This window comes from Mycolicibacterium vaccae NBRC 14118 = CIP 105934 (assembly GCF_001552715.1).
Lineage (GTDB): Bacteria > Actinomycetota > Actinomycetes > Mycobacteriales > Mycobacteriaceae > Mycobacterium > Mycobacterium vaccae.
In genome coordinates this window covers 1-25,260 of the sequence record NZ_BCRS01000090.1, presented here as the reverse complement: position 1 = coordinate 25,260, position 25,260 = coordinate 1, and the positions used below count along the sequence as shown (strand labels likewise).

Annotated in this window: 23 protein-coding genes and 2 tRNA genes; 7 read left to right on the top strand and 18 right to left on the bottom strand. The window is 68.6% G+C overall.

Features of this window, described 5'->3' with window-relative positions; all coding sequences use genetic code 11:
• Nucleotides 1-33: 33 nt before the first annotated feature.
• From MVA01S_RS17610 to MVA01S_RS17600, 3 genes are read right to left on the bottom strand one after another with little or no spacing between them, the layout of a single operon-like run.
• Complete coding sequence (locus MVA01S_RS17610; protein WP_003928669.1) at nucleotides 34-1,137, bottom strand: D-alanine--D-alanine ligase family protein; 1,104 nt, start codon at nucleotides 1,135-1,137, stop codon at nucleotides 34-36.
• Between the two features lie 29 nt (nucleotides 1,138-1,166).
• On the bottom strand, nucleotides 1,167-2,276 hold the full coding sequence (locus tag MVA01S_RS17605) for a cystathionine gamma-lyase (RefSeq protein ID WP_003928670.1): 1,110 nt from the start codon (nucleotides 2,274-2,276) through the stop codon (nucleotides 1,167-1,169).
• Between the two features lie 6 nt (nucleotides 2,277-2,282).
• Complete coding sequence (locus MVA01S_RS17600) at nucleotides 2,283-3,260, bottom strand: NAD(P)H-dependent glycerol-3-phosphate dehydrogenase (protein ID WP_040540049.1); 978 nt, start codon at nucleotides 3,258-3,260, stop codon at nucleotides 2,283-2,285.
• 53 nt (nucleotides 3,261-3,313) lie between these two features.
• Between MVA01S_RS17600 and cofC the strand changes: the two genes are divergently transcribed.
• From cofC to mutT1, 3 genes are read left to right on the top strand one after another with little or no spacing between them, the layout of a single operon-like run.
• Nucleotides 3,314-3,979, top strand: coding sequence for a 2-phospho-L-lactate guanylyltransferase (gene cofC / locus MVA01S_RS17595; RefSeq protein ID WP_003928672.1), 666 nt, complete (start codon nucleotides 3,314-3,316; stop codon nucleotides 3,977-3,979).
• Between the two features lie 48 nt (nucleotides 3,980-4,027).
• Nucleotides 4,028-6,214 carry an RNA degradosome polyphosphate kinase gene (locus MVA01S_RS17590; RefSeq protein WP_003928673.1) on the top strand — a complete coding sequence of 729 codons (2,187 nt, stop codon included), beginning with the start codon at nucleotides 4,028-4,030 and terminating at the stop codon, nucleotides 6,212-6,214.
• A gap of 31 nt (nucleotides 6,215-6,245) precedes the next feature.
• Nucleotides 6,246-7,148, top strand: coding sequence for an 8-oxo-(d)GTP phosphatase MutT1 (mutT1, locus tag MVA01S_RS17585; RefSeq protein WP_003928674.1), 903 nt, complete (start codon nucleotides 6,246-6,248; stop codon nucleotides 7,146-7,148).
• 87 nt (nucleotides 7,149-7,235) lie between these two features.
• On the opposite strand, the gene MVA01S_RS17580 is transcribed toward mutT1, so the two are convergent.
• The 3 genes from MVA01S_RS17580 to leuC all read right to left on the bottom strand — a co-directional run bounded on the left by MVA01S_RS17580 (nucleotide 7,236) and on the right by leuC (nucleotide 10,164).
• Nucleotides 7,236-7,907, bottom strand: coding sequence for an HU family DNA-binding protein (locus MVA01S_RS17580; protein WP_003928676.1), 672 nt, complete (start codon nucleotides 7,905-7,907; stop codon nucleotides 7,236-7,238).
• A gap of 202 nt (nucleotides 7,908-8,109) precedes the next feature.
• Complete coding sequence (leuD, locus tag MVA01S_RS17575) at nucleotides 8,110-8,703, bottom strand: 3-isopropylmalate dehydratase small subunit (RefSeq protein ID WP_003928677.1); 594 nt, start codon at nucleotides 8,701-8,703, stop codon at nucleotides 8,110-8,112.
• 15 nt (nucleotides 8,704-8,718) lie between these two features.
• Complete coding sequence (gene leuC, locus MVA01S_RS17570) at nucleotides 8,719-10,164, bottom strand: 3-isopropylmalate dehydratase large subunit (RefSeq protein ID WP_003928678.1); 1,446 nt, start codon at nucleotides 10,162-10,164, stop codon at nucleotides 8,719-8,721.
• Between the two features lie 38 nt (nucleotides 10,165-10,202).
• Between leuC and MVA01S_RS17565 the strand changes: the two genes are divergently transcribed.
• Complete coding sequence (locus MVA01S_RS17565; protein ID WP_003928679.1) at nucleotides 10,203-10,904, top strand: IclR family transcriptional regulator; 702 nt, start codon at nucleotides 10,203-10,205, stop codon at nucleotides 10,902-10,904.
• A gap of 85 nt (nucleotides 10,905-10,989) precedes the next feature.
• On the opposite strand, the gene MVA01S_RS17560 is transcribed toward MVA01S_RS17565, so the two are convergent.
• From MVA01S_RS17560 to MVA01S_RS17545, 4 genes are all read right to left on the bottom strand, one after another.
• Nucleotides 10,990-11,062: transfer RNA gene (locus tag MVA01S_RS17560), tRNA-Glu, on the bottom strand.
• A 61-nt stretch (nucleotides 11,063-11,123) separates the two neighbouring features.
• A tRNA-Gln gene (locus tag MVA01S_RS17555) sits at nucleotides 11,124-11,198 on the bottom strand.
• Nucleotides 11,199-11,316: 118 nt separating this feature from the next.
• Nucleotides 11,317-12,807, bottom strand: a complete 1,491-nt coding sequence (gene gltX / locus MVA01S_RS17550) for a glutamate--tRNA ligase (RefSeq protein ID WP_003928680.1) — start codon at nucleotides 12,805-12,807, stop codon at nucleotides 11,317-11,319.
• Nucleotides 12,804-13,592, bottom strand: coding sequence for a fumarylacetoacetate hydrolase family protein (locus tag MVA01S_RS17545; protein WP_003928681.1), 789 nt, complete (start codon nucleotides 13,590-13,592; stop codon nucleotides 12,804-12,806). Before MVA01S_RS17545 ends, gltX begins: the two co-directional genes overlap by 4 nt.
• Before the next feature lie 116 nt (nucleotides 13,593-13,708).
• On the opposite strand from MVA01S_RS17545, the gene MVA01S_RS17540 reads away from it, so the two are divergent.
• The gene (locus MVA01S_RS17540; RefSeq protein ID WP_003928682.1) at nucleotides 13,709-14,917 is read left to right on the top strand and encodes an MFS transporter; all 1,209 of its coding nucleotides are present in this window, start codon (nucleotides 13,709-13,711) and stop codon (nucleotides 14,915-14,917) included.
• 16 nt (nucleotides 14,918-14,933) lie between these two features.
• Here MVA01S_RS17540 and MVA01S_RS17535 read toward each other — a convergent pair whose 3' ends face one another.
• Genes MVA01S_RS17535 through serA form a run of 3 tightly spaced genes read right to left on the bottom strand, consistent with a single transcriptional unit; the run spans nucleotide 14,934 to nucleotide 18,153 of the window.
• Nucleotides 14,934-15,509 (bottom strand): hypothetical protein, encoded by a 576-nt coding sequence (locus tag MVA01S_RS17535; RefSeq protein ID WP_003928683.1) that lies wholly within the window; start codon nucleotides 15,507-15,509, stop codon nucleotides 14,934-14,936.
• 38 nt (nucleotides 15,510-15,547) lie between these two features.
• A complete protein-coding gene (locus MVA01S_RS17530; protein ID WP_003928684.1) occupies nucleotides 15,548-16,558 on the bottom strand; it encodes a 3-isopropylmalate dehydrogenase in 1,011 nt (336 codons plus the stop codon).
• Between the two features lie 8 nt (nucleotides 16,559-16,566).
• Entirely contained in the window at nucleotides 16,567-18,153 is a 1,587-nt protein-coding gene (gene serA / locus MVA01S_RS17525; protein WP_003928685.1) for a phosphoglycerate dehydrogenase, read from the bottom strand.
• A 32-nt stretch (nucleotides 18,154-18,185) separates the two neighbouring features.
• Here serA and MVA01S_RS17520 point away from each other — a divergent pair, with 32 nt between their 5' ends.
• The gene (locus MVA01S_RS17520) at nucleotides 18,186-19,625 is read left to right on the top strand and encodes a phytoene desaturase family protein (RefSeq protein ID WP_003928686.1); all 1,440 of its coding nucleotides are present in this window, start codon (nucleotides 18,186-18,188) and stop codon (nucleotides 19,623-19,625) included.
• Nucleotides 19,626-19,635: 10 nt separating this feature from the next.
• Here MVA01S_RS17520 and MVA01S_RS17515 read toward each other — a convergent pair whose 3' ends face one another.
• The 4 genes from MVA01S_RS17515 to MVA01S_RS17500 all read right to left on the bottom strand — a co-directional run bounded on the left by MVA01S_RS17515 (nucleotide 19,636) and on the right by MVA01S_RS17500 (nucleotide 23,897).
• Nucleotides 19,636-20,256: a DUF3159 domain-containing protein gene (locus MVA01S_RS17515; protein ID WP_040540177.1), complete on the bottom strand. Its 621-nt coding sequence runs from the start codon at nucleotides 20,254-20,256 to the stop codon at nucleotides 19,636-19,638.
• A gap of 110 nt (nucleotides 20,257-20,366) precedes the next feature.
• Nucleotides 20,367-21,380, bottom strand: a complete 1,014-nt coding sequence (ilvC, locus tag MVA01S_RS17510) for a ketol-acid reductoisomerase (RefSeq protein ID WP_003928688.1) — start codon at nucleotides 21,378-21,380, stop codon at nucleotides 20,367-20,369.
• Nucleotides 21,381-21,418: 38 nt separating this feature from the next.
• Nucleotides 21,419-21,919 carry an acetolactate synthase small subunit gene (gene ilvN, locus MVA01S_RS17505; protein ID WP_003928689.1) on the bottom strand — a complete coding sequence of 167 codons (501 nt, stop codon included), beginning with the start codon at nucleotides 21,917-21,919 and terminating at the stop codon, nucleotides 21,419-21,421.
• A 97-nt stretch (nucleotides 21,920-22,016) separates the two neighbouring features.
• On the bottom strand, nucleotides 22,017-23,897 hold the full coding sequence (locus tag MVA01S_RS17500; RefSeq protein WP_003928690.1) for an acetolactate synthase large subunit: 1,881 nt from the start codon (nucleotides 23,895-23,897) through the stop codon (nucleotides 22,017-22,019).
• Between the two features lie 334 nt (nucleotides 23,898-24,231).
• Here MVA01S_RS17500 and MVA01S_RS17495 point away from each other — a divergent pair, with 334 nt between their 5' ends.
• A complete protein-coding gene (locus tag MVA01S_RS17495) occupies nucleotides 24,232-24,573 on the top strand; it encodes a PH domain-containing protein (protein ID WP_003928691.1) in 342 nt (113 codons plus the stop codon).
• Nucleotides 24,574-24,580: 7 nt separating this feature from the next.
• On the opposite strand, the gene MVA01S_RS17490 is transcribed toward MVA01S_RS17495, so the two are convergent.
• A partial coding sequence (locus MVA01S_RS17490; RefSeq protein WP_060941656.1) for a DoxX family protein occupies nucleotides 24,581-25,260 on the bottom strand: 680 nt, incomplete at its 5' end.

The window sequence follows — 25,260 nt, the reverse complement described above, 5'->3', positions numbered from 1 at the left end:
GCCGGAGCCGGGCCCGGTCGGGCCGCCGCCCCGTTAGCGCAGGCCGGTGCCGCGGGCCACGGCCGTGTCGACCATGGTCGCCAGCAGGGTCGGGTAGTCGACGCCGGTGGCCGCCCACATCCGCGGATACATCGAGATCGTGGTGAATCCCGGCATCGTGTTGATCTCGTTGATGACCGGGCCGTCGTCGGTCAGGAAGAAGTCGACCCGCGCCAGGCCTTGGCAGTCGATCGCCTGGAACGCCCGGATCGCCAGCGCCTGGATCTCCGCGGCGACACCGTCGTCGACCTTGGCGGGCACGTCGAGTTCGGCGGCGTCGTCGAGGTACTTCGTCTCGAAGTCGTAGAAGCCGTCATCCCGGCCGCGCACCCCGGCCACCCTGATCTCGCCGACGGTGCTGGCCTCCAGCCGGCCGTCGGGCAACTCCAGCACACCGCACTCCAGTTCACGGCCCGGCACCGCCGCTTCGACGATGACCTTCGGGTCGTGCCGGCGGGCCAGTTCGACCGCGCGGTCCAGTTCGTCCCACGAGGTGACGCGGCTGACGCCGATCGACGAGCCGCCGCGGGCCGGTTTGACGAACACCGGCAGGCCCAGCCGCTCCCGGTCGTCCAGCGACACGGTGGTCTCGCGCGGACGCAGCACCACGTGGTCGCCGACGGGCAGACCGGCGGCCGTGAGCAGCTTCTTGGTGAACTCCTTGTCCATGCCCGCCGCGCTGGCGAGCACGCCCGCCCCCACATAGGGCACCCCGGCCAACTCGAGCAGGCCCTGGATCGTGCCGTCCTCGCCGTACGGGCCGTGCAGCACGGGAAACACCACGTCGACCGAGGCCAGCAACTGCCCGGCGCCCTCCCCGAGGGAGACCAGCTGACCGCGCCGGCCCGGGTCGGCGGCCAGAGCGAGCTCGGTGCCCGACCCGGCGCTGACACCGGGCAGCGTGCCGTCGGTGATGGCCAGGGTCTCGGGCCGGCCGTCGGTGAGCACCCAGGAACCCTCGGGAGTGATCCCGACGGCGACCACCTCGAACCGCTGAGGGTCGAGGTTGCGCAGGATGCTGCCTGCGGAAACACACGAGATCGCGTGTTCGGAGCTGCGTCCGCCGTAGACGACGGCGACTCGGATGCGGGCAGTCACAACCTAGAGAGGCTACCGGCCCCGTGCTGTCACGCCGTCCCGAGTGCCCGCCGGACGTCGTCGACGATGTCGTCGGTGTCCTCGATGCCCAGCGAGATCCGGGCGAACCCGGCTGCGACCGGGTCCCCCCAGCGGGCGCGCCGGTCCACCGACGTGTGGATCCCGCCGAAACTCGTCGACGCCACCAGCAGCTCGCTTCTGCCGACCAGGTCGTGGACGGCGCGGGCGTCGGCCAGTTCGACCGCGACGATCCCGCCGAAGCGCCGCATCTGCGCCGCCGCGACGGCGTGCGACGGATCTTCGGGCAGTCCGGGATAGCGCACCGCACGCACCGCCGGGTGCGAGCGCAGCATCAGGGCCAGCGCCGCGGCGTTCTGGCACTGCCGCTCGAACCGCAGACCGGCGCTGCCCAGGCTGCGCAGCACCAGCCACGCCTCGAACGCCCCGAGAATGGGCCCGGCAAGGAGCCGTTCGCGGCCGATCCTGTCCATCAGTTCGGGGTGGCTGCCCGCGACGTAACCGGCCAGGACGTCGTGGTGACCGGCCAGCGCCTTGGTGGCGCTGGCGACCACCAGGTCGGCACCGAAGGACAGCGGCTGCTGGCCGAACGGAGTGGCGGTGGTGTTGTCCACCACCAGCAGGGTCTGGCGCGCCCGGCACGTCATCGCCAGCCGGTGCAGGTCCACCACGTCCAGACCGGGGTTCGACGGCGTCTCGGCCAGCACCACGTCCGCCCCGCGGGCGGCGTCGCACATCTGCGCACACGGCGCCTCGACGACGGTGACCCCACGGGGGGCGAGGTACTCCTGGGCGTACGCGCGCACCTGGTAGTAGCCATCGGCGGGCACCACGATCGTGTGGCCCGGTTCGGCGACGGTCCGCAGCACGGCGGTCAGCGCTGCCATGCCCGAGCCGAAAGTCAGTGCAGTCGAGGCTCCTTCGAGCTGAGCGAGCGCGGATTCCAGCTGCCGCCAGTTCGGGTTCGACTTACGCCCGTAGGTGTCCAGGGCTTCGTCCTCGTCGGCGGCGAGGTGATAGGCCGCCGCAGGCATCGGGGTCGGTGTTACCGGGCTTCCTGGAATCGATTCAGCACCAAGTGCTTTGATGCTCCGGGTGGAATCTCCGTAGGTGCCCGCCATATGCCCTCACTCAGGTTTGGTGGTGCGGCCCAGCAGCAGGGCCACCGCCTCGTCGACCGACAGACCCTTGTGGCAGACGCGGTGAACGGCCTCGGTCAACGGCATCTCGACGTCGTAGCTGGAGGCCAGCGCCAGCACCGACCGGCACGAGGTGACGCCCTCGGCGACGTGGCCGCCGGTCGCCTCGCGTGCAGCCTCGATGGTGCCGCCCTTGCCGAGGCGTTCCCCGAAGGACCGGTTCCGCGAGTACGGGGAGCTGCAGGTGGCCACGAGATCGCCGATCCCCGCCAGGCCGGCCAGCGTGGTGGGCTTGGCGCCCAACGCAATTCCGAGCCGCATGATCTCGGCCAGCCCGCGGGTGATGATCGCCGCGGCGGTGTTCTCCCCCAGCCCGACGCCGGCCGCCATCCCGCAGGCAAGCGCGATGACGTTCTTGCAGGCACCGCCGATCTCGGCGCCGATGACGTCGGAGTTGGTGTACGGGCGGAAGTAGCCGGTGGCCAGCGCACGCTGCAGCGCCACCGCACGACCGGAGTCGGTACACGCCACCACGGTGGCCGCGGGCTGCTCGGCGGCGATCTCGCTGGCCAGGTTCGGCCCGGTCACCACCGCGACCCGGGACGGATCCGCACCGGTCACCTGCGTGACGACCTGACTCATCCGCAACAGGGTGTCCAGTTCGATGCCCTTGGCCAGACTGACCAGTGACGCGTCGGGCTCGAGGTGGCTCCGCCATTGTTCGAGATTGGCCCGCAGAGTCTGCGACGGGACGGCCAGCAGCACCGTGCACGACCCGGCGAGTGCTTCGGCCGCGTCGCCGGTGGCCCGGATGGACTCGGGCAACGCGGTGTCCAGGTAACCAGGATTGCGATGGGTCCGGTTGATCTCCTCGGCCAGCTCCGGCCGGCGGGCCCACAACCTGACCTCGTTGCCGGCATCGGCCAACACTTTCGCGAGGGCTGTTCCCCACGCCCCGGCACCCATCACCGCCGCCTCTACCACGGCATAAGACTAACCGGGAATAATCTGCTGGCAGGATGGCGCTCGTGAGCGGCATGAACACCAACCGCGCCGACGTCGGCCTGGTGATCGCGGTCAAGCGGCTCACCGCTGCCAAGACACGGCTGGCGCCGGTGTTCTCGGCGGCCGCGCGAGAGGACGTCGTGCTGGCCATGCTCGTCGACACCATCACCGCGGCGATGGCCGTCCCGGCGCTGCGGTCGGTGCTCGTCGTGACCCCCGATCAGGACGCCGCCGACGCGGCCCGTCAGCTCGGCGCCCGGGTGCTCGACGACCCGACGCCGCAGGGCCATCGGGACCCACTGAACAACGCACTGTCGGCGGCCGAAGCCGCTGCGCGCCGGGAGAGCCCCAATGTCGTTGCACTGCAAGGTGATCTGCCCGCGCTTCAGACCGAAGAACTGGCCGGCGCCATCGCCGCGGCCCGCGCGCACCCGCGCAGTTTCGTCGCCGACCGGCACGGCACCGGCACCTCGGCGCTGTTCGCGTTCGGCGTCGCGCTGGACCCGCGGTTCGGGCCGGACTCTGCGCGGCGGCACCGCCGTTCCGGAGCGCAGGAACTGTCCGGATCCTGGCCCGGGCTGCGCTCGGACATCGACACCCCGGACGACCTGCTCACCGCACGCGACCTCGGCGTGGGCCCGGCCACCGCGCAGGCGATCGGGCGCATCATGAATCCGTGACCCATCTCGGTGGCAGGAGCACCCGGGTATAGGGAATCATCGACACACATGACCGAAGCCCAGACCCGGCAGGAGCAGGCGGAGCGATCCGAAGCGCCGGAGACGGTCGCCCCGCCCGCAGCGCCCGCGGATTCAGCACCCGTGGCGCCGCCGGCGGCGACGTCTCCGACGGTCGAGAACCCGCTGCCCGAAGACCGCTACCTCAACCGGGAACTGAGCTGGCTGGACTTCAACGCCCGGGTCCTCGCGCTGGCGGCCGATCCGTCGCTGCCGCTGCTGGAGCGCGCGAAGTTCCTGGCGATCTTCGCGTCCAATCTCGACGAGTTCTACATGGTGCGGGTGGCCGGACTGAAACGGCGCGACGAGATGGGGCTGTCGGTGCGCTCGGCCGACGGCCTGTCGCCGCGGGAACAGCTGCGCCGGATCAGCGAACGTACCCAGCAGATCGCCAGCAGGCACGCGCACGTGTTTCTCGACGCGGTGCGGCCCGCATTGGCCGAAGAGGGCATCATCATCGTCACCTGGGCCGAACTCGACGAGGCCGAGCGGGGCCGGCTCTCGACCTATTTCCACGAGCAGGTGTTCCCCGTTCTGACGCCGCTGGCCGTCGATCCCGCGCACCCGTTCCCGTTCGTCAGCGGGCTGAGTCTCAACCTCGCGATCACCGTCAAGCAGCCCGACGACGGCGGGCAGCACTTTGCCCGAATCAAGGTGCCGGACAACGTGGACCGCTTCGTCGAACTGTTCAGCCGTGAAGGCTCGCCGGACACGGTGCGCTTCCTTCCGATGGAGGAACTGATCGCGGCGTTCCTGCCGGTGCTGTTCCCGGGCCTGGAAATCGTCGAGCACCACGCATTCCGCATCACCCGCAACGCCGACTTCGAGGTGGAAGAGGACCGCGACGAGGATCTGCTGCAGGCGCTGGAGCGGGAACTGGCCCGCCGCCGCTTCGGATCCCCGGTGCGCCTCGAGGTGTCCGACGACATGACCGACAGCATGCTGGAGTTGCTGCTGCGCGAGCTCGACGTCGCGCCCGGCGATGTGGTCGAAGTGCCCGGGCTGCTGGATCTCTCGTCTCTGTGGCAGATCTACGGCGTGGATCGGCCCGCGCTCAAGGATCCGCCGTTCGTGCCCGCGACCCCGTCGGCGTTCGGTGAACGCGAGACCCCGAAGAGCATCTTCGCCGCGCTGCGCGACGGCGACGTTCTGGTGCACCATCCGTACGACTCGTTCTCGACCACCGTGCAGCGGTTCATCGAGCAGGCCGCGGCCGACCCCAACGTGCTCGCGATCAAACAGACCCTGTACCGCACCTCAGGTGATTCGCCGATCGTCAACGCGCTCATCGACGCCGCCGAGGCCGGCAAGCAGGTGGTGGCGCTGGTCGAGATCAAGGCCAGGTTCGACGAACAGGCCAACATCAAGTGGGCGCGTGCGCTCGAACAGGCGGGCGTGCACGTGGTGTACGGCCTGATCGGTCTGAAGACACACTGCAAAACGTGTCTGGTGGTGCGCCGGGAAGGGTCAACGATCCGGCGGTACTGCCACGTCGGTACGGGCAATTACAACCCGAAGACCGCGCGCCTGTATGAGGACATCGGTCTGCTGACCGCCGCGCCCGACATCGGCGCCGACCTGACGGATCTGTTCAACTCGCTGACCGGCTACTCGCGCAAGGAGTCCTACCGCAACCTGCTGGTCGCGCCGTTCGGGGTGCGCAAGGGCATCATCGAGCGCATCGAGCGCGAGATCGCCGCGACCCGCGACGGCGCCGACGGGCGGATCCGGTTGAAGGCCAATGCTTTGGTCGACGAGCAGGTCATCGACGCGCTGTACCGCGCCTCGCAGGCCGGTGTGCGCGTCGAGGTCGTGGTCCGGGGTATCTGTGCGCTGCGCCCGGGCGAGCTCGGCTTCTCCGAGAACATCACGGTGCGCTCGATCCTCGGCCGGTTCCTGGAACATTCACGGATCATTCATTTCCGCGCCATCGACGAATACTGGATCGGCAGCGCCGACATGATGCATCGTAATCTCGACCGGCGCGTGGAAGTGATGGCGCAGGTTAAGGATCCGCGCTTGACCGCACAACTGAACGAGATCTTCGAATCGGCGACCGACCCGAGCACACGCTGCTGGGAGCTGGGTCCCGACGGGCACTGGACGGCTTCGCCGCAGGAAGGGCACACCGTGCGCGACCATCAACGGTCGATGATGGAACTCCACAGGCACCACTAGGGTGCCCAGGGAGCACAAGCGGGATGCAGTCGTGGTGAAGAAGGCGCCGGTCCTGGCCGCGGGCGCGGTGCTGTGGCGGCCCCAGGAGTGCACGGGCGCATCGGAGATCGCGCTCGTGCACCGCCCGCGCTACGACGACTGGTCGCTTCCCAAAGGCAAGGTGGATCCCGGCGAGACCGAACCGGTCACTGCCGTGCGCGAGATCGAGGAGGAGACCGGTTACCGCGCGCGGCTCGGGCGCAGGCTCCCGACCGTCACCTATCCGGTCGACCACGGCACCAAGAAGGTGCGGTACTGGGCGGCGCGCTGTCTCGGCGGCGAGTTCCACCCGAACGACGAAGTCGACGAACTGCGTTGGCTCCCGCCCGAGGACGCGATGCCGCTGTTGAGCTACCCGCACGACCGCAAGGTCCTGCGTCACTTCCTCAAGCAGCCGGCCGACACCCAGACCGTGCTCGTGGTGCGGCACGGCACCGCGGGCGACAAGAAGCGCTACCGCGGTGACGACCGAAAACGTCCGCTGGACAAGCGCGGCCGCGCGCAGGCCGAATCCCTGGTGGGACAACTGCTGGCGTTCGGCGCCGACGAGTTGTTCGCCGCGGACCGGGTGCGGTGCCGGCAAACGCTGGACCCGCTGGCCGAGGAGCTCGGGGTGGTGATCCACGACGAGCCGGCACTGACCGAAGAGGCTTACGCCGAGGACCGCAAGACCGCCCGTCACCGCATCCTGGAGATCGCCGAGAAATCGGTGACACCGGTGATCTGTACCCAGGGCAAGGTGATTCCGGACCTGATCTCCTGGTGGTGCGAACGCGACGGGGTGCGGCCGGACAAGTCACGCAACCGCAAAGGCAGCACCTGGGTCATGTCGCTGTCGGACGGCCGGTTGATCGCCGCCGACCACATCAGCAGCCCGCTGCCCCCGAAGAAGTGACGCCGCAATTGAATACAACCTAGTCGTCACGACACACAAACACGCCGCGGATCAGATGATCCGCGGCGTATCCGTGTGGAACGTGACTTACTTGCGTCCGCCGCGCTTGGCCGGAGCCTTCTTGGCGGGCGCCTTCTTGGCGGCCGGAGCCTTCTTGGCCGGTGCAGCCTTGGTCGCGGCCTTCTTGGCCGGAGCCTTCTTGGCCGGTGCAGCCTTGGTCGCAGCCTTCTTGGCCGGAGCCTTCTTGGCCGGTGCAGCCTTCTTGGCGGCAGTGGCCTTCTTGGCCGGCGCGGCCTTCTTGGCGGCAGTGGCCTTCTTGGCCGGTGCAGCCTTGGTCGCAGCCTTCTTCGCCGGAGCCTTCTTGGCCGGCGCGGCCTTCTTCGCGGCAGCCTTCTTGGCCGGAGCCTTCTTGGCTGCCTTGCGGGCGGTGCTCGTCGCGGTCACACCGCGCTTGACCGCCGGACCCTCGGCCGGAAGCTTCTGTGCGCCAGAGACAACAGCCTTGAACTGAGCGCCGGGACGGAATGCCGGGACTGAGGTGGGCTTGACCTTCACGGTCTCGCCGGTGCGCGGATTGCGTGCCACGCGTGCTGCGCGACGACGCTGCTCGAAAACACCGAAGCCCGTGATGGTGACGCTCTCACCCTTGTGCACGGCGCGCACGATGGTGTCGACAACGTTCTCCACCGCCGCAGTCGCTTGCCGACGATCCGAGCCCAGCTTCTCAGTGAGTACGTCGATGAGCTCTGCTTTGTTCATGCAAAACCTCCGAAAACCAGTGGTCCTCTTTGGACCGACTAGTGGACACGGTAAACCCATCGCCTGCTGATTTCCAAGAGCCACGCGCAATTTCAGGCTCATTCAGCGAACATTTTTCAATCCGCTTGGCCCCCTTACCGTCCTGAGGGGCGCCGCGAAAAGAGGGTTTCAGACGCGGGATTTCGGCCTTTTCGGCCCTCGATCACGCCGGCAGAGTGCGCGGTTTCCACTCCGGCCGACGCTGCTCGAAATCCTCGATCTCGTCGACTTTTCGCAGCGTAAGGCCTATATCGTCGAGTCCTTCGAGCAGCCGCCAGGCGGTGTAATCGTCAATGTTGAACGGCACCATCATCGTTCCGGCGGTGATGGTCCGATCTTGAAGATTCACAGTGATTTCCGTGCCTGGATGCTCCTCGATCAGCTTCCACAACAATTCGACGTCATCCTGTGCCACTTCGGCTGCCAGCAGACCGGCCTTACCGGCGTTGCCCCGGAAAATATCGGCGAATCGGGACGAGATGACCACCCGGAATCCGAAGTCCATCAGCGCCCAGACCGCATGCTCGCGTGACGAGCCGGTGCCGAAATCGGGGCCGGCGACCAGAACCGAACCCTTGTCGAATGGCGGTGAATTCAGAATGAAGGACGGGTCATTACGCCAGGCGGCGAAAAGACCGTCCTCGAATCCCGTTCGCGTCACCCTTTTCAGGTAGACGGCGGGGATGATCTGGTCGGTGTCGACGTTCGAGCGGCGCAGCGGGACACCGATCCCGGTGTGGGTGCGAAATGCTTCCATGACGGTCTCCTGGTCTCAGTGGGCGGAATCGCCGGCGAGGTCGGCGGGGGATGACAAGGTGCCACGCACCGCGGTGGCGGCCGCGACCGCGGGCGACACCAGGTGCGTGCGGCCGCCCTTGCCCTGCCTGCCCTCGAAATTGCGGTTGGAGGTCGACGCGCACCGTTGCCCGGGCGCGAGCTGGTCGGGGTTCATCCCGAGGCACATCGAGCAGCCCGCCTGACGCCATTCCGCGCCTGCGGCAGTGAAGATCTCGCCCAGACCCTCGGATTCGGCCTGTGCGCGTACCCGCATGGAGCCCGGCACCACCAGCATCCGGACGTCGTCGGCCACCTTGCGGCCGCGCAGCACCTCGGCGACCACCCGAAGGTCCTCGATCCGGCCGTTCGTGCACGAACCGACGAAGACCGTGTCCACCGGAATCTCCCGCATCGGGGTACCCGGACGAAGGTCCATGTAAGCCAATGCCTTTTCGGCCGCCTGCCGCTCCCCTTCGTCGAACATCATCTCGGGGTCCGGGACCGAGCCGGCCAGCGGAACGCCCTGCCCGGGATTGGTCCCCCAGGTGACGAACGGGCTCAGCGTCGAGGCGTCCAGATAGATCTCGGTGTCGAACTGGGCGCCCTCGTCGGTGCGTAGTTGACGCCACGCCTGCACCGCGGCGTCCCAGTCGGCACCCTGCGGCGCATGGGGCCGGCCGCGCAGGAACTCGAATGTCGTGTCGTCCGGGGCGACCATGCCGGCCCGGGCGCCGGCTTCGATGCTCATGTTGCAGATCGTCATCCGGCCTTCCATCGACAGCGATTCGATGGCACTGCCGCGGTATTCGATCACGTAGCCCTGCCCGCCGCCGGTGCCGATCTTGGCGATCACGGCCAGGATGATGTCCTTGGCGCTGACCCCGGGCGGCAACTGCCCGTCGACGTTGACCGCCATCGTCTTGAACGGCCGCAGCGGAAGTGTCTGGGTGGCAAGCACATGCTCGACCTCAGAGGTGCCGATGCCCATGGCCAGTGCGCCGAACGCTCCGTGGGTGGAGGTGTGGCTGTCTCCACAGACGACCGTCATCCCGGGCTGGGTCAGGCCCAGCTGTGGACCGATGATGTGCACGATGCCCTGCTCGACGTCACCCATGGGGTGCAACCGGATACCGAATTCCGCGCAGTTGCGGCGCAGTGTCTCGACCTGGGTGCGCGACACCGGATCGGCGATGGGCTTGTCGATGTCGATCGTCGGCACGTTGTGGTCCTCGGTGGCGATCGTCAGATCGGGCCTGCGGACCGGACGCCCTGCCAGCCGGAGCCCGTCGAACGCCTGCGGACTGGTGACCTCGTGGACCAGGTGCAGGTCGATGTAGATGAGGTCGGGCTCCCGTGCGGCACCTTCGCCGGTACCGGGGACGACGACATGGTCGCTCCACACCTTCTCGGCAAGCGTGCGGGGCTGATTCGCGATGGCCATCTTGACTGTCTCACAATCTGGGAAGCTAATATCTCCTTGTGAGACAGAATAGCGGCATCGGCGTGTTGGACAAAGCGGTCACCGTGTTGCATGCGGTGGCCGAGTCCCCCTGCGGGCTCGCCGATCTCTGCGAGCGCACCGACCTGCCGCGGGCCACCGCCCACCGGCTGGCCGTCGGGCTGGAAATGCACCGCCTGCTCGCCCGCGACGGCGACGGGCAGTGGTGCCTGGGGCCGGCTCTGGTCGAACTGTCCGGCCACGTCAAGGATCCGCTGCTGGCCGCCGGCGCAGTGGTGCTGCCGCGGCTGCGCGAACTCACCAGCGAGAGCGTCCAGCTCTACCGCAGAGAGGGCACCACCCGGATCTGCATCGCGGCGCTGGAGCCGCCTGCGGGCCTGCGCGACACCGTGCCCGTCGGAACCCAGCTGCCGATGACCGCGGGCTCGGGCGCCAAGGTGCTGCTCGCGTTCGCCGACCCGACGACCCAGCAGGCGGTGCTGCCTGCAGCCACGTTCACCGACCGCACACTGGCCGAGGTCCGCAAACGCGGCTGGGCGCAGAGCGTCGCCGAACGCGAGCCCGGTGTGGCCAGCGTCTCGGCGCCGGTCCGCGACAGCCGCGGCGCAGTGATCGCCGCAGTGTCGGTCTCCGGCCCGATCGACCGGATGGGCCGACGGCCCGGGGCGCGCTGGGCGGCGGATCTGGTCGCGGCCGCGGATGCCCTGACGCGGCGGCTGTGAGAAGGATCTCAGCGCCGTAGGCGCACCCGAACTCCGAGCGCACAAAAAAACTCCGGTCCTCGTGAGGACCGGAGTTTTCTCGTTGTACCCCCGATGGGATTCGAACCCACGCTACCGCCGTGAGAGGGCGGCGTCCTAGGCCGCTAGACGACGGGGGCTAGAACTGGTGCCGGTTGGAAAGCATAGCTCAGGTGAGAATGCAGACCTAATCAGTGGCGTTGGCTGGGGTACCAGGACTCGAACCTAGAATGGCGGTACCAGAAACCGCTGTGTTGCCAATTACACCATACCCCAAAGCGAACTTGTCACCGCTGGTCACAAGCCGTTTTTCGACCTAGCGCGTTGCGGTTGTCCCGCTCGGCGCCTTAACTCCGGCCGACGAGCAGACTACCAAAGATTTCGGCGTGGTTTTTCACGCCTCCACCGTTACGGCCGCCGCGGCGTGTTCCCGGCCGGCCCGTAGCCGCGCCAGGCTGCGGTCGCGGCCCAGAAGCTCCAGCGACTCGTACAGCGGCGGGCTCACAGTCGAGCCTGTGACGGCCACCCGGACCGGACCGAAGGCCTTGCGCGGTTTGAGCTCCAGACGCTCGATCAGCGCCGCTTTGAGCGCCTCCTCGATAGCTGCCGCGTCCCACGACGCGAGGCCCTCAAGAGCCTCCAGGGCCGCGTCCAGCGCCGGTACCGCCTCGGCCTTCAGCTCTTTGGCCGCCGACCTCTCGTCGAGCGCGAACGACCCGTCGTCGAGGAACTTGAGCAGACCCCAGGCGTCGCCGAGCACGACGATGCGGGTCTGCACCAGCGCGGCCGCCTCGGCGAACCGCGCGTCGTCCAGACCCGTGCGGTGCCCGTGGGCGGCGAAGAAGTCCGCGAGCCGACGGGTGAAATCGGCCGGGTCGAGCATCCGGATGTGCTCGGCGTTGAGCGCGTCGGCCTTCTTCTGGTCGAACCGCGCCGGATTGGAGTTGACGTCGGCGACGTCGAACGCGGCCACCATCTCCTGGAGGCTGAAGATGTCGCGGTCATCGGCGATCGACCAACCCAGCAGGGCAAGGTAATTCAGTAGGCCCTCCGGGATGAAACCCCGGTCACGGTGCAGGAACAGGTTGGACTGCGGATCGCGCTTGGACAGCTTCTTGTTGCCCTCGCCGAGCACCGACGGCAGGTGCGCGAACCGCGGTGTCGCATCCGCCACACCGATGCGGGTCAGCGCGGCATAGAGCGCGAGCTGACGCGGCGTGGACGGCAGCAGATCCTCCCCGCGCAGCACGTGTGTGATCTTCATCAATGCGTCGTCCACCGGATTGACCAAGGTGTACAACGGTTCTCCGTTGCCGCGGGTGAGCGCGAAATCGGGCACCGAGCCGGCCGGGAACGTCGTCTCGCCGCGCACCAGGTCGGTCCAGGTCAGGTCGGTGTCGGGCATCCGCAGCCGCACGACAGGCCGCCGGCCCTCGGCGAGAAACGCCGCGCGCTGTTCGTCGGTCAGGTCACGGTCGTAGTTGTCGTAGCCGAGTTTCGGGTTCCGGCCGGCGGCGAGGTGGCGCGCCTCGACCTCCTCGGCCGTCGAGAATGCCTCGTAGGCCTCGCCTGTGGCGAGCAGACGCTCGATCACATCAAGGTAGATCTCGCGGCGCTGCGACTGGCGGTAGGGGCCGTACGGCCCGCCGACCTCGGGGCCCTCGTCCCAGTCCAGCCCCAGCCACCGCAGAGCGTCCAGCAGGGCCTCGTAGCTCTCCTCGCTGTCGCGCGCGGCGTCGGTGTCCTCGATGCGGAACACGAACGCGCCGCCGGTGTGACGGGCGTAGGCCCAGTTGAACAACGCGGTCCGGATCAGCCCGACGTGGGGCGTCCCGGTCGGCGACGGACAGAATCTGACACGAACAGACGTATCCGAGGTGGTCACGATCTTCCTTTTCTCACAACGGGATTGGTGAGGGTGCCGATCCCCTCGACGGTGATGCTCACGCTGTCGCCGTGCTCGAGGGGACCCACCCCCTCCGGGGTCCCGGTCAGGATCAGGTCGCCGGGCAACAGCGTCATCACCGCCGAGATCCACTCGATGATCGCGCCGATGTCGTGGATCATCATCGAGGTCCTGCTGCGCTGTTTGACCTCGCCGTTGACCTCGGTGCGGATCTCCAGATCGGACGGGTCCAGATCGGTGACGATCCACGGACCCACCGGGCAGAAGGTGTCATGACCCTTCGCCCGCATCCACTGGCCGTCCTTGCGCTGCTGATCCCGGGCCGACACGTCGTTGGCGATCGTGTAACCCAGGATGTTCTCGGCCGCGCGGGCGGCCGGAACGTCCTTGCAGGGCCGGCCGATCACCGCCGCCAGCTCGCCCTCGAAGTGCACCGGATCGGCGTCGGCGGGAAGCTGGATGGGCGTGTAGGGCCCGATGATCGCGGTGTTCGGCTTGAGGAAGATGATCGGGTCCTCGAACGTGCCGCCGCCCATCTCCTCGATGTGCGCGGCGTAGTTCTTTCCCATGCAGACGACCTTGCTCGCCAGGATCGGCGCGAGCAGGCGCACGTCGGCCAGCGGCCACTGCCGTCCGGTGAAGGTCGGAGTCCCGAACGGATGCTCGGCGATCTCACGGGCGACCGCGGCGGCGGGGTCCTCGGGCGGACCTTCGATCGCGACGAAGGCGACTCCATCGGGGCTGGCTATTCGTCCGAGACGCATACCGCCAGCCTAGTGCCCGCGCCGGACCCGCCCGACGGCGCGGCACCGACAGGTCGGCGTCTCATGATATGGGATTGAAGTTCAGTATTTTGGGACGACTGTGCAAGCATGGCGCCATGGCCATCGGTTCGATCAGCGCGCTGCGGCGCTGGTCGATGCTGGCCATCGGGCTGCTGGCCACCCTGTGCGCCAACGTGTTCATCAACGGTGTGGCGTTTCTGATCCCGACATTGCACGACGAGCGCGGGCTCGACCTGGCCGCCGCCGGCCTGATGTCCTCGCTACCCAGCCTCGGCATGGTGGTGACGCTGATCGCCTGGGGGTATGTCGTCGACCGCGTCGGCGAACGGGTGGTGCTGGCCCTGGGATCGGCGCTGACCGCCGCCGCGGCGCTGGCCGCGGCGACCGCGGACTCGCTTCCGGCGACAGGGGTTTTCCTGTTCCTCGGCGGCATGGCGGCCGCGAGCAGCAACACCGCCAGCGGCCGGCTGGTGGTCGGCTGGTTCGAGGCCGAGCAGCGCGGCCTGGTGATGGGCATCCGGCAGACCGCTCAACCGCTGGGCGTCGGCTTCGGCGCACTGGTGATCCCCCGCCTGGCCCAGAGCGAGGGCGCCTCGGCGGCACTGCTGTTCCCGGCCGTGGTGTGCGCGGCCGCAGCGGTGCTGTGCGCGGTCGCGGTGATCGACCCGCCGCGCCCACCGCGTGCCGAGGCCACCGACGCCGATCTGGCCAACCCCTACCGGGGCTCGTCGATGCTGTGGCGCATCCACCTCACCTCCGTCCTGCTCGTCGTCCCGCAGGTCGTGGTGTGGACGTTCACGCTGGTGTGGTTGATCTCCGCGCACGGCTGGTCACCGGAATCGGCGGGCCTGCTGGTGATGGCGGCCCAGATTCTGGGCGCCGCCGGCAGGATCGCCGCGGGCCGGTGGTCGGACACCTACGTCAGGCGCACCGGCGACGTCGTCGCCTCCCGGCTGCGGCCGATCCGCACGATCGCGACCGCCGCGGCGGCGGCGATGGCGCTGCTGGCACTGACCGACTGGCTCGACTCACCGGCAAGCATCGCGCTGATGGTCGTCGCGTCGGTGATCACGGTGTCGGACAACGGTTTGGCGTTCACGCTGATCGCGGAGTACGCCGGACCGTTCTGGAGCGGGCGCGCACTGGGCACTCAGAACACGAGTCAGCTGTTCGCTCAGGGCGTCGCTCCCCCGCTGTTCGGTGCGCTGATCGCGGTCACCGGGTATCCGGTGGCATTCGCGGTGTGTGCGCTGTTCCCGTTGCTGGCCATCCCTGCGGTGCCGCGCAACGTCACGCCGAAGTAGCGCGCCGCCCCACGATTCACCCAGACCCGGGCCGGCGCACCGGGCGGCGGTGGCGTGGAAGTGCGGTCAACGCCGAGGCCAGAAAACAGAGCGCCCCGACGAACGTCCCGAGGTTGGCCAGCCACTCGTCGGCGGTGACACCGTCCGTGCGCACGAACGCGGCGACCGCCGACACCGCGAAGGCGACACAACCGATCAGGTTGACCGCGCCCGCCACCCACTCGCGAGACCTCAGATCGGGCGCACCGCAGGCCACGGTCACCGCCGCCAGCGCCAGCGCCCCGCTGATCAGGAACATCAGCGACCCGGTCGCGTCGGGGACCCAGACATCGCGACGCTCGGTCTGCACCGCGTGCGCCCACACCGCGGCGCCGGTGCTGAGGTTGAACAGCACCGTGCCGACGAATTGCACTGCGGCCGATACCCATTCGACGCGCTTGGCGCGCTCGGTGAGGTCCAGCTGCATCCACGCGGCGACCGTGAAAAACCAGGAACCGACAAAGCACAGCAGGTTTGCCGGGCCCGCACCCGCCCACGCCGCGAATCCGGGCAGGGTCGCCGACGCGAAGAACGACGCACCGATTGCGAACAACCGGTACTGCCGGCCCGGCGAGGCGAATCCTGCGATGGCTACAGCTTGGCCAGGATCCGCTCGCCGACCTCGACGGTCGACAGTTTCTGGTCTCCGCGGGTGGCCAGATGCTCGGCGACCGCCGCGTCGACCTTTGCGGCGGCATCGATCTCGGCCATGTGCGCCAGCAGGAGCGACACCGACATGATGGCGGCCGTCGGATCGGCGATCCCCTGGCCGGCGATGTCGGGTGCGCTTCCGTGCACCGGTTCGAACATCGACGGGTGGGTCAGCGTGGCATCGATGTTGCCGCTGGCCGCCAGCCCGATACCCCCGCAGACCGCGGCGGCCAGGTCGGTGATGATGTCGCCGAACAGGTTGTCGGTGACGATCACGTCGAACCGGCCCGGATCGGTGACCATGTGGATGGTCGCGGCGTCGACGTGCTGGTAGGCCACCTCGACCTCGGGGAACTCGGCGGCCACCGCCTGAACGGTGCGCCACCACAGCGATCCGGCGTTGGTCAGCACGTTGTTCTTGTGCACCAGGGTCAGATGCTTGCGGCGCTGCTGCGCCCGCTTGAACGCGTCCTGCACCACCCGACGGACACCGAAGGCGGTGTTCACGCTGACCTCGGTGGCGATCTCGTGCGGCGTCCCGACGCGGATCGCGCCGCCGTTTCCGGTGTAGGGGCCCTCGGTGCCCTCCCGCACCACGACGAAATCGATCTCCGGGTCACCGGCGAGCGGGCTCTGCACGCCCGGGTAGAGACGGCCGGGCCGCAAGTTGATGTGGTGGTCGAGCTCGAACCGGATACGCAGCAGCAGCCCGCGTTCGAGCACACCGCTGGGCATCGACGGATCGCCGATGGCGCCGAGCAGGATGGCGTCGTGGCCCTTCAGCTCCTCCAGGACCGAGTCCGGCAGCACCTCGCCGGTGCGGTGGTACAGCCGAGCGCCGAGGTCGTACTCGGTCTTCTCGACCCCGGGCAGCACGGCGTCGAGCACTTTGAGTGCCTCACCGATGACCTCCGGTCCGATGCCGTCACCGGCGATCACTGCCAACTTCATCGACGGGCTCACGTCAGGTCCACCACTTCCAGCGTCACGGCGTTCACGTCCCTGCCGATGGCGGCAAGCACGTCCTCGGGCACTTCACGGTCCAGTCGCAGCATGATCGTCGCCCCGCTGCCGTCGGCGTCCTGACTCAGCTGCGCGGCCAGGATGTTCACCCCTGCCCCGCCGAGCAGCGTGCCGATCTTGCCGAGCGCGCCGGGCTGGTCGTCGTAGTTGATGATCAGGTTGACACCCTCGGCGCGCAGATCCAGGTTGCGGCCGTTGATCTGGACGATCTTCTCGACCAGCTGCGGCCCCGACAGCGCGCCGGCGACGTTGACGGTGGACCCGTCGGCGCCGACCGCCCGCACATCGACCACGCTGCGGTGGTTCGGGCTCTCCGACGCGGTGCTGATCGACGCATCGACCCCGCGCTCGGCGGCCAGCGCCGGCGCGTTGACGAACGTGACGGGATCCTCGATCACCGCCGAGAACAGGCCGCGCAGCGCGGAGAGCTTGAGCACCTCGACGTCTTCACTGGCGAGCTCACCCTGAACCTGCACCGACAGCGACACCGGCAACTCGCTGGACAGCACGCCGGCGAGCAGACCGAGCTTGCGGACCAGGTCCAGCCACGGCGCCACCTCCTCGCCGACCGTGCCGCCGCCGACGTTGACCGCATCGGGCACGAACTCACCGGCCAGCGCGAGCCGCACGCTCGCGGCGACGTCGGTGCCGGCCCGGTCCTGCGCCTCGGCCGTCGACGCACCGAGGTGCGGGGTCACCACGACCTGCGGCAGCTCGAACAGCGGGCTGTCGGTGCACGGTTCGGTGGAGAACACGTCCAGGCCCGCGCCACGGACGTGGCCGGCGGTGATCGCGTCGGCCAGCGCCTGCTCGTCGATCAGTCCGCCGCGGGCGGCGTTGACGATGATCACGCCCGGCTTGGTCTTGGCAAGCGCCTCCTTGCCGAACAGGCCCGCGGTCTCCTTGGTCTTGGGCAGGTGCACCGAGATGAAGTCGGCACGGCTCAGCAGCTCGTCGAGCGTGAGCAACTCGATGCCCAGCTGTGCCGCGCGCGCCTGGGACACATACGGGTCGTAGGCGATGATGTGGGCGCCGAACGCCGCCAGCCGCTGGGCCACCAGCTGACCGATGCGGCCCAGACCGACCACGCCGACGGTCTTGCCGAAGATCTCGGTGCCGGAGAACGCCGACCGCTTCCAGGTGTGCTGACGAAGCGTCGTATCGGCGGCCGGGATCTGGCGCGCAGTGGACAGCAACAACGCCACGGCGTGTTCGGCCGCGCTGTGGATGTTGGAGGTCGGCGCGTTGACCACCAGTACCCCGCGGGCGGTCGCGGCGTCGACGTCGACGTTGTCCAGACCCACGCCCGCGCGGGCCACGATCTTGAGTTTGGGGGCGGCGGCGAGAACCTCGGCGTCGACGGTCGTCGCCGAACGCACCAGCAGCGCATCGGCGTCGGGCACCGCGGCCAGCAGCTTCTCCCGGTCCGGGCCGTCGACCCAGCGGACCTCGACCTGGTCGCCCAGGGCCTCCACCGTCGATTGGGCCAGCTTGTCGGCGATCAGTACTACAGGAAGACTCACGAGGTCTCAGCCTAATGGGCTCTAATGTCCAGGTGGAATTGACCGTCGTCGGGAGTGGACCCAACGGACTGGCCGCGGCCGTGATCTGCGCGCGAGCAGGGCTTTCGGTGCGGGTCATCGAGGCGCAGACCGTCCCCGGCGGAGGTGCGCGCACGTTGGCCGACCCCGAGTTCGGCGGTGTGACGCACGACATCTGTTCGGCAGTGCACCCGTTGGCGTTGGCCTCGCCGTTCTTCGCCGAGTTCGACCTGCCCGCCCGCGGCGTCACGCTGGCGGTGCCCGAGGTGTCCTACGCCAACCCGCTGCCGGGACGCCCGGCGGCCGTCGGCTACCGCGATCTCCGGCGGACCTGTGACGAACTCGACGACGGCGCCTCGTGGCGACGGCTGCTCGGTCCGCTGGCGGCCGACTGCGACGGTGTGGTCGGCTTGCTGCTGGGCGACAAGAGGTCCGTCCCGCCCAGCCTCGCCGCCGCCGTGCGGGTCGCTCCCCGGCTGCTCGCCCAGGGTAGCCCGGCGTGGGGCACGCTCGCCGGCGAGGATGCTCGCGCCCTCTTCACTGGCGTTGCCGCACATACGATTTCGCGGATGCCTTCGCTGGTGTCGGCGGGCGCGGGCCTGATGCTGGCCACCCTCGCGCACGCGGTCGGCTGGCCCATCCCGGTCGGCGGTTCGCAGGCGATCCCCGACGCGCTGATCGCCGACCTGCGGACCCACGGCGGGGAACTGATCCTCGGCGAGGAGGTGACCAGCCCTCCGTCGGGCGTCGTCCTCTACGACACGGCGCCGACGGCCCTGTTGGACATCTACGGCGACCGACTGCCTTCCCGGTACGCAAAGACATTGCGGCGCTACCGTTATGGGCCCGGGGTGGCCAAGGTCGATTTTGTGCTGTCCGACGACATCCCGTGGCGAGACGCCCGCCTGCGCGATGCGCCGACGCTGCACATGGGCGGTGACCGCGCCACGATGGCGTTGGCGGAGAAGGAGATCGCGGCGGGCCGGCACCCACGCTGGCCGATGGTGCTGGCCTCACTTCCCCACCTGGCGGACCCGAAACGGGTGGACGCGCAGGGCCGTCGGCCGCTGTGGACCTACGCCCACGTGCCCGCGGGGTCGACGGTGGACATGGCCGAGGCGGTCACCGAGGTGTTCGAGCGGTTCGCGCCGGGCTTCCGCGATGTGGTCGTCGGGGTGCGCAGCGTGCCCGCAGCGCGACTGTCCGCGCACAACGCGAACCTGGTCGGCGGCGATATCGGCGTGGGCGGCAACAACATGGTCAGCGCGCTGACCGGACCCGCGCTGCGGTGGAATCCGTGGTCGACGCCGATCCCGAAGGCATATCTGTGTTCGTCGGCGACCCCGCCGGGCGGCGGCGTGCACGGGATGGCCGGCCTCTACGCCGCGCGGACGGTGCTGCGCCGCGAGTTCGGGATCAGGGCCCTGCCGTCACTCGCCCCGCTTCCCCGGTGATGCCGGATCGCTAGGAGACGCCCTTGGGCAGCGTCCGCATCGCCGTCCGGATGGCCAGGTAGATCAGCGTCGAGGTGACCAGGAAGATCGGCCAGCCCATGGCGATCCGCGCCACGGCCAGCATGCCCTCCTGGTCGGTGTCGTAGAGATGGAACTGCACCCCGAAACGCGTCGCGGACACCACCGCCATCATCAACGTGACGAGGTCGAACGCCAGGCGGACCCGGCGGGTGCGCCGCCAGGTGTCGTCACGGCCGGTCATCCAGGCCCAGACCACCCCGATCAGCGGGCGGCGGGCGAGCACCGATCCGGTGAACAGGACCGCCATCGCCAGGTACATCCAGATGCCGGGCAGGTAGAAGTCCTTGGCCTGACCGGTGACGAGGGCGAACCCCGCCCCCACCGCGATCCCGGCGAAACCGAACAGCGCGGGCCGGGTCGACTCGCGCCGCACCAGCTGCCAGGTCAGGATGACCGCACCGGCGGCCACGGCGGCGATCAGCGCGGGCGTCAGTCCGACGGCAGCGTTGAGCACGGCGAACATGGTCACCGGCAACGCCGTGTACACCAGGCCCTGCAGGCCTCCCGCACGGGCCAACAGGGCGGCGGCCGGAGTCGGAGTGCCCGTCATGATCACCGAGAGTACCGACCCCCGCGACGGTCTCCCCGGAATAGCAATCCCGGTCGTGATCAGCGAGAGATCACGACCGGGATTACTATTCCGCGACTAGGACGATACGGCTAGGCGGTCTCGGTGATGGGCCGGTCGACCCAGCTCATCAGGTCGCGCAGCTTCTTGCCGGTGACCTCGATCGGGTGCTCGGCGTTCTTCTTGCGCAGCGCCTCGAGCTCCTTGTTGCCGCCCTCGACGTTGGCGACCAGACGCTTGACGAAAGTACCGTCCTGGATGTCCTTGAGGATGGCGCGCATCCGGTCCTTGGTGTCGGCGTCGATGACGCGCGGGCCCGACAGGTAGCCACCGAATTCGGCGGTGTCGGACACCGAGTAGTTCATCCGCGCGATGCCACCCTCGTACATGAGGTCGACGATGAGCTTGAGCTCGTGCAGCACCTCGAAGTAGGCCATCTCCGGGGCGTAGCCCGCCTCGACCATGACCTCGAAGCCGGCCTTGACCAGTTCCTCGGTGCCACCGCACAGCACGGCCTGCTCGCCGAACAGGTCGGTCTCGGTCTCTTCCTTGAAGTCGGTCTTGATGACGCCGGCGCGGGCGCCACCGATCGCCGCGGCGTAGGACAGGCACAGCGCCTGACCCTCACCCTTGGGGTCCTGGTCGACGGCGATCAGGCACGGCACACCCTTGCCGTCGACGAACTGGCGGCGCACCAGGTGGCCCGGGCCCTTGGGGGCGACCATGCCGATGGTGACGTTGGCCGGGGGCTTGATCAGCCCGAAGTGGATGTTGAGACCGTGGCCGAACAGCAGCGCGTCACCGTCGTTGAGGTTGGGCTCGATGTCGTTCTTGAAGATCTCGGCCTGCGCGGTGTCGGGCGCCAGCAGCATGATCACGTCGGCCCACTTGGCGACCTCGGCGGGAGTGCCCACCTCGAGGCCCTGCTCAGTGACCTTCTCCCGCGACTTGGAGCCCTCCTTGAGGCCGACCTTCACCTCGACGCCGGAGTCGCGCAGGCTCAGCGAGTGCGCGTGCCCCTGGCTGCCGTAGCCGATGACGGCGACCTTGCGGCCCTGGATGATCGACAGGTCCGCGTCGGCGTCATAAAACATCTCAACTGCCATTTTCGTGAATCTTCTTTCTTCAGTGTGCTTTTAGGTTCTTACTTGGTGCTGATACCGCGTGGCCCGCGAGACAGCGAGACCACACCGGACTGGACGATCTCGCGGATCCCGTAGGGCTCGAGCACCCGCAGCAGCGCCTCGATCTTGCCAGGTGTCCCGGTGGCCTCCACGGTCAGCGACTCGTTGGAGACGTCGACGACCTTGGCCCGGAACAGGTTGACCGCCTCGATGACCTGTCCGCGGGTGGCCGCGTCGGTGCGGACCTTGATCAGTGCGAGCTCGCGGGCGACCGAGTTCTCCTCGTCCTGCTCGACGATCTTGATCACGTTGACCAGCTTGTTGAGCTGCTTGGTGATCTGTTCCAGCGGGGACTCCTCCACGTCGACCACGATGGTCATCCGGGAGAGGTTCTTGTGCTCGGTGGCCCCGACGGCCAGCGACTGGATGTTGTAGCCGCGGCGGGAGAACAGCGACGCCACCCGGGCCAGGACGCCCGGCTTGTCCTCGACGAGAACCGAGAGAGTGTGGGTGGTGCTCATCGAAGCGCTCCGTTCTTCGCGCAAGCGCTCATGCCCGCTCCCATGTTCTTCGCGCAAGCGCTCATGCCCGACCTCATGTTCTTCGCGCAAGCGCTCATCACGCGTGCCCCTCTTCGTTGTCGAACAGCGGCCGGATACCTTGCGCTGCCTGGATCTCGTCGTTGCTGGTGCCTGCCGCCACCATCGGCCACACCTGCGCGTCGGCGCCGACGACGAACTCGACCACCACCGGGCGGTCGTTGATCGCGCGGGCCTGGTTGATGACGTCGGCGACGTCCTCGGCACGTTCACACCGCAGTCCGACGCAACCCAGCGCCTCGGAGAGCTTGACGAAGTCCGGGATGCGGCGGGTGTGGGTGGCCAGATCGGTTTGGCTGTACCGCTCTTCGTAGAACAGCGTCTGCCATTGGCGCACCATGCCCAGGTTGCCGTTGTTGATCAGCGCGACCTTGATCGGCACACCCTCGATGGCGCAGGTGGCCAGCTCCTGATTGGTCATCTGGAAGCAGCCGTCGCCGTCGATGGCCCACACCTCGGCCTCCGGGCGGCCCATCTTGGCGCCCATCGCCGCGGGCACCGCGAAGCCCATGGTGCCGAGACCGCCGGAGTTGATCCAGGTCTTGGGGTTCTCGTAGGAGATGAACTGCGCCGCCCACATCTGGTGCTGGCCCACCCCGGCCACGTAGACCGCATCCGAGCCGGCCATCTTGCCCAGCGTCTCGATCACGAACTCCGGCGACAGGCTGCCGTCGCTCTGCGGGCCGTAGCTCAGCGGGTAGGTCGCCTGGATCCCGCGCAGGTACTCCCACCAGCTGTCGAGCCGCCGTTCGGTGCCGGCGGCGCCGTCGCGGCGCAGGACCTCGATCAGGTCGGTGATGACGGCCTTGACGTCGCCCACGATCGGCACGTCGGCGTGCCGGTTCTTGCCGATCTCCGCGGGGTCGATGTCGGCGTGGATGACCTTGGCGTCGGGCGCGAACGAATCCAGCTTGCCGGTGACGCGGTCGTCGAACCGGGTGCCCAGCGCGACCAGCAGGTCGCTGCGCTGCAGCGCGGCCACCGCGGAGACGGTGCCGTGCATGCCGGGCATGCCCAGGTTCTGCGGATGGCTGTCCGGGAACGCGCCGCGGGCCATCAGCGTGGTGACGACGGGGATGCCGGTCAGCTCGGCCAGTTCGGCCAGTTGCTCGCTGGCCTCGCCGCGGATCACGCCGCCGCCGACGTAGAGCACCGGCTTGCGCGCCTCGGCGATCAGCTTGGCGGCCTCGCGGATCTGCCGGTTGTGCGGCTTGGTGTTCGGCTTGTAGCCCGGCAGATCGAACTGCGGCGGCCACGCGAAGGTGCACTGGGCCTGCAGCACGTCCTTCGGGATGTCGACCAGCACCGGACCCGGGCGCCCGCTCGAGGCGATGTGGAACGCCTCGGCGATGACGCGGGCGATGTCGTCCCCGTCGCGCACCAGGAAGTTGTGCTTGGTGACCGGCATCGTGATGCCGGAGATGTCGGCTTCCTGGAACGCGTCGGTGCCGATCAGGGCGCGGCCGACCTGCCCGGTGATCGCCACCATCGGGATCGAGTCCATGTACGCGTCGGCCAGCGGGGTCACCAGGTTGGTCGCGCCGGGACCCGAGGTGGCCATGCACACACCGACCCGGCCCGTCGCATGGGCGTAGCCGCTGGCCGCATGACCGCCGCCCTGCTCGTGACGCACCAGCACGTGGCGCAGCTTCTCCGAGTCGAACAGCGGGTCGTAGACCGGCAGGATGCAGCCGCCGGGGATCCCGAAGATGACCTCGACACCGAGTTCCTCAAGCGACCGGACGACCGCCTGCGCTCCGGTGAGCTGTTGCGGGGCAACGATGTTCGGTTGACGTGTGTCTTGCGCCGGGGCTATCGCGGAGTTGTGCTTCGCGGTAGCCGCTGTCCCGTTAGTCGGGGTCGCCGACTTCTCGGGCGGTCGCGTGGTGGGTGCGCTCACGGTGTCCTCTGGTCTTTCTCGGTCGGCTGATCTTCTCAAATCGGTGCTGAGGCAACAAAAAACCCTCGCCAGCCCGGCGGCTGTACGAGGGTTGCGCGTCGATGCTGTTGTGCTATGCCCGAAGCAGGGCCAGCGCGGCATCAACGCGCAACCCAATTACTACGAGCATGGTCTGCATAGCAGACGACGGTAGCCGCAGGACTCCTTCCAGGTCAAATCTGGGTGGTCCCGACGAGCACGCGGGTGAGGAGCAGACGCATCCGGTGCAATGATTGGCGGCATGCGTACTCGTTCGACTTCGGAGTCGGCCCCCGTCGTCGTCAGGATCTCCCCGATGGCACATGTGGCGATCGGGTTCCTGTCGGTGGCCATGCTGGCCGTGGTGTTCGCCGGCCCGGGATGGTTCATCCTGTTCTTTCTGACCCCGGCGTTGCTGTCGGTGTTCGTGATGCGCAACCGCACCATCGCAGGCAGGGACACGGTGACCGCACGCACGATGCTGGGCAGCCGGACCGTGCGCTGGGAGGACATCGACGGTCTGCGGTTCGGGCGCACGGCGTGGGCCGTGGCTCAGCTGCGCGACGGGACCGAACTGGGGCTGCCCGCGGTGACGTTCTCCACGTTGCCGATTCTGGCCGCCGCCAGCGGCGGGCGGGTCCCCAACCCGTATCAGTAGCGCGCGGTCAGGCCAGCGGGTTGGTGCCGTTGAGCAGCACCCAGATCGCGACGCCGGCGCCGACGCCCAGCAGCAGCGCGGCGATGGAGCCGATGAACGGGCGGCGCGCCCAGCCTCGGCCCGCGTCCAGGCCGTAGCGGCCCGGCCCGACGAGGATGATCGCGGCCACCGCGCACACCAGCACGAGCTGGTATTCATGGCCGTCGGTCAGGAACGAGGACAGCCGGGCCTCTTCGTGCGCGATCGTGGCTTCGGCCAGTACCGAGGTGACGAGATAGCCCAGCGCTCCGGCTGCGGCGATCGGGGTGAACAGACCGATCACGAGGAGCACCCCGGCGGCGATCTGACCGCCGGCGGCGACGTAGGTCAGGATGTCGGCGTGCTGGAACCCGACCTCGGTCAGTGACTCGCGGAATCCGTCCAGGCCTGGACCGCCCCACCAGCCGAAGACCTTCTGCAGGCCGTGCACGATGAGCAGCACACCGACCGCGACGCGCAGCAGGAGCAGGCCGAGATCCTGGGTGCCCCGGCGATCGTCGCGCCGGTCCGGGTCGACGACGCCGACCTCGGTGGGCGCGGCGGCCGCACCGTAGGCGCCCGGGGCGAGGCCGGCGCCCGGCTGCACGTACGGCAGTGGGTCGGGGTCGTTCAGCAAGCCGAACGGCTGCTGCTGACCGGCGGGCTTGG

Excerpts from the sequence above, each read along its gene's own strand:
- MVA01S_RS17495 (WP_003928691.1), top strand. The coding sequence starts at position 24,232 with ATGGCACATGTGGCGATCGGGTTCCTGTCGGTGGCCATGCTGGCCGTG.
- MVA01S_RS17530 (WP_003928684.1), bottom strand. The coding sequence starts at position 16,558 with ATGAAGTTGGCAGTGATCGCCGGTGACGGCATCGGACCGGAGGTCATC.
- ilvC (WP_003928688.1), bottom strand. The coding sequence starts at position 21,380 with ATGGCAGTTGAGATGTTTTATGACGCCGACGCGGACCTGTCGATCATC.
- MVA01S_RS17580 (WP_003928676.1), bottom strand. The coding sequence starts at position 7,907 with ATGAACAAAGCAGAGCTCATCGACGTACTCACTGAGAAGCTGGGCTCG.
- MVA01S_RS17605 (WP_003928670.1), bottom strand. The coding sequence starts at position 2,276 with ATGGCGGGCACCTACGGAGATTCCACCCGGAGCATCAAAGCACTTGGT.
- MVA01S_RS17545 (WP_003928681.1), bottom strand. The coding sequence starts at position 13,592 with ATGCGTCTCGGACGAATAGCCAGCCCCGATGGAGTCGCCTTCGTCGCG.
- MVA01S_RS17540 (WP_003928682.1), top strand. The coding sequence starts at position 13,709 with ATGGCCATCGGTTCGATCAGCGCGCTGCGGCGCTGGTCGATGCTGGCC.
- MVA01S_RS17590 (WP_003928673.1), top strand. The coding sequence starts at position 4,028 with ATGACCGAAGCCCAGACCCGGCAGGAGCAGGCGGAGCGATCCGAAGCG.
- MVA01S_RS17515 (WP_040540177.1), bottom strand. The coding sequence starts at position 20,256 with ATGACGGGCACTCCGACTCCGGCCGCCGCCCTGTTGGCCCGTGCGGGA.
- MVA01S_RS17600 (WP_040540049.1), bottom strand. The coding sequence starts at position 3,260 with ATGGGTGCCGGGGCGTGGGGAACAGCCCTCGCGAAAGTGTTGGCCGAT.
- cofC (WP_003928672.1), top strand. The coding sequence starts at position 3,314 with ATGGCGCTCGTGAGCGGCATGAACACCAACCGCGCCGACGTCGGCCTG.
- ilvN (WP_003928689.1), bottom strand. The coding sequence starts at position 21,919 with ATGAGCACCACCCACACTCTCTCGGTTCTCGTCGAGGACAAGCCGGGC.
- leuD (WP_003928677.1), bottom strand. The coding sequence starts at position 8,703 with ATGGAAGCATTTCGCACCCACACCGGGATCGGTGTCCCGCTGCGCCGC.
- leuC (WP_003928678.1), bottom strand. The coding sequence starts at position 10,164 with ATGGCCATCGCGAATCAGCCCCGCACGCTTGCCGAGAAGGTGTGGAGC.